3 protein-coding genes are annotated in these 3295 nt (G+C 33.0%); 2 read left to right on the forward strand and 1 reads right to left on the reverse strand.

What is annotated here, in order from left to right:
- A partial coding sequence (locus tag A9G45_RS09530) for a peptidoglycan recognition protein family protein (RefSeq protein ID WP_065572397.1) occupies positions 1-1484 on the forward strand: 1484 nt, incomplete at its 5' end.
- Positions 1465-2172, forward strand: a complete 708-nt coding sequence (locus A9G45_RS09535; protein ID WP_065566060.1) for a hypothetical protein — start codon at positions 1465-1467, stop codon at positions 2170-2172. The genes A9G45_RS09530 and A9G45_RS09535, both read left to right, overlap by 20 nt.
- Before the next feature lie 413 nt (positions 2173-2585).
- Here the strand turns inward: A9G45_RS09535 and A9G45_RS09540 are convergent.
- On the reverse strand, positions 2586-3295 hold a 710-nt coding region (locus A9G45_RS09540; RefSeq protein ID WP_141673657.1), incomplete at its 5' end, for an IS3 family transposase.

The following is a 3295-nucleotide window of genomic DNA, read 5'->3' on the forward strand; positions in this document are numbered from 1 at the left end:
ATAAAAACCGAAAAAGAAGTGGTTGGGTGTTAGTGAATGGTGAAGGTGCTAAGCGGGTCAGTTGTTGGGATTGGTTTGATTTTATGCAGATAAAAGAAACGGCCACATTAAAAGAACTCTACCTTGGCGCAGACAAATCGTTAAAACGTAATAAAGACAACCATTCATTATCGCAATATAAACCAACAATAAAAGAAACATTATCTATTCTTGATAAGCAATACCATATTGAAACAAAAATATATACCAGTATAAAAGAAGCGAGTTTTAAAGGTATTGCAGATAAACCGATGCTATTTACGGCATTAAGTCGCTTATTAATCAATTACGAAAGCGAATGGTATAGTGAAATTGATGCTGAAAGCAAAATGCCGAAATGGGAAGCGTTAAACAGCGAGCTGACGGAAAATGCTAAAAATGTATTAACGTATTTAAAAGAAGCGGATGAAGCAAAATGTGATATCTATGTAAACACACTAGCAGCAGATGAACAGAAATCAGTCAAAAAAGGATTAGAAGAGCTAAGAAGAAGCATAGCACGTTTTCCAGCAGACTATATAGACAGCCCAACAGAAAAGCTCAGTAAAGAGCAATTGGACATCTATTTTTTGCTTAAACAGTTAGAAAAACAAGTGACAGCTTGGGAAAAGACCAAAGAGAAAATCAAGAAAATGTTATGGTGGGATGATGTTGCTAAAGGCTTAGCTAAGTTGAATCAACCCCAAGACACGCCTCCAGAAAATGGCGAGACAACCAATACCACAACCACCCCAACAGACTCAGCACCACCTGCTACGCTTAGTGCTGATGGTAGGGCGTGGTTTATTCATCCTGTTCAAATTATGAGTCTTATTAATAAAAAAACTTATATAAATAATGAAGGATTTATTTGTAGTGATAGTATTACTCAATATCAAGTTAAAAAATTGGAGAGAGGAAATATCATTGGTCCCAATGCCATTGTTTTGCATAGAACATTTTCAAAAGGAAGTGCAATTAATGTTATTGAAAATACTTGGAAATCACCTTGGAATAAAGACAATATTGGCGCACATTTTGTTATAGATAAGGATGGAACAATTTATCAAGTTGTAAGTTTGAAAAAATATGCTAATCATGTAGGAAAGATTAGACCTCGTTGTGCTCTGACTGGAAATTGTGATTCAACCTATAAATCAAAAACCTTAAGAGAACAATATTTATCTGAATTAAAAAAAGATTATCCAGAACGTTATCCATATAACCAAGACAGTATAGGTATTGAAGTTGTAGCATGGTGGGACGACAAAACTAAGTTATGGGATGATGCAACACTTCAACAATTAGAATCAATTAGAAATTTAGTTATTTTTTTACAAAAGGAATTTAATTTAAATGATAAAGACTTGTATCAACATCAGTGCATTGCTTATAAAACAAGTGGAGAAGGTAAAAATCTGTATCCTCCTGCTGACAATTGGAATATTGATCCCCGTCACTACTAGTGCCAATAATCGTGATGAAATCAAAGTATTATCGCTAGAAAAGGTAGTTGCGGTAGAAATGGATCGCAACGATCATCTTTACGATTTATGTAATAAATGGAAATTAGACAAAAAGAAAATAACCCGTTTCTTCTTGACTGCAAAGAAATCTATCGATTCAGATCAAATAAATTCGTTTAACTTTTATAATTGCAACATAAAAGGTGAATTATTAATTAATGGAATAAAAAAAGAATATAGTATTGATTTAGGTGGAGTAGCAGTTATTCATGAAGGTGATAACGCTGAAGAGATAGTTTTTGGTTGTTCTAAAGGCGAGTGTTTGAAATACGTTCATAATGAACCTTATATAAATCACGATGAAATCAAAGTACTGTCAATAAAAAAAGTAATTAAGAAGGGTAGTGACGATTATCTTAACGATTTATGTAATAAATGGAACTTAGGAAAAAAAGATATAGCCCGTTTTTTCTTGACCGCAGAAAAATATATCAATTCAGCTCAAATAAGTGCTTTTGACGTTTATACGTGCGAAATAAATGGTGAATTATTAATTAATGGAATAAATAAAAGTTATAGTATTGATTTAGGGGGGCTAGCATTTATTTATGGGAAAAATACAGAACAGATAGCGTTTGGTTGTTCTAAAGGTGAATGTTTGAGATATGTTTATTACGAATCGCAATAGTAAATAGAATAATGAAAATAACAAATAGAAAATTTATATACAAAATTAAAAACAAAAAATTTTTATTTTATTTAAATTTTCCTTTACATGCTCAAATATTTTAACTGTTGATACTAACAAAAATAATTTAATTATACAGCCTGAAAATGCCAATAAGATTGATCAATATTCTTTAGCTAATCTGCTTTTATCTCAGAATATTGATAAAAAAATATAATAATAAGGTTTTTTATTGGTATCAACAATTAGCGTAGCAAGGGTATGTAGAAGCGTAGTTTTTTAGCCATTATTTATGAAGCACTGATCAATGATAAACAAGCTATTATTTGGTTTGAAAATCCGCAAGACAATATGCTAAAAGTTATAAAGATAGTGTAAATACCCCAAACTTAGTACACAACTCACGTAGAAAATCATGCTGCTTGTTTTAGTGTTTTATACTCAATCGGTGTCATGTTATTTAATGCCTCATGCGGTCTTTCGGTGTTATAAACCGTTAACCATTCTTCAGTTATTCTCCTTGCTTGTGCTAAGTTGTTAAAAAGATATAAATCGAGCACTTCAGTGCGATAGGTACGATTAAATCGTTCAATATAGCCATTTTGATATGGGCTACCGGGCTGAATATAATCAATGGTTATATCATGTGATTTAGCCCAGTTGGTAAAGGTTTTTCCTGTAAATTCAGGTCCATTATCGACCCGTATTTTTAATGGATACCCATGATATTCAGCCAGTTTATCTAAGTAACGGGTAACTCTCCCTGCCGGTAAGCTTACTGCAATATCAATACCTAACGCCTCACGATTAAAGTCATCGATGACATTGAATGTCCTAAAGCGACGTTGATTACAGCTACTATCACTCATAAAATCCATTGACCAACATTCACCTTGTTTATTGGGGACTAATAACCTTTCTGGGTATCGTGGAGGAATGCGTTTTTTACGCTTTACCCTGAGATTAAGCTTTAATTCACAATACACCCGATATACCAGTTTATGATTCCATTGATAGCCGAGCTTTCTGATACGATTAAAACATTTAGGAAAACCCCAGCGTAAATGCCGGTCTGTGACAGTATTCAACACCGAAATAATCACGGAATCATCCTGAAACTTAG

The sequence above is a fragment of the Gilliamella sp. HK2 genome (assembly GCF_001690265.1).
GTDB lineage: Bacteria > Pseudomonadota > Gammaproteobacteria > Enterobacterales > Orbaceae > Gilliamella > Gilliamella apicola_C.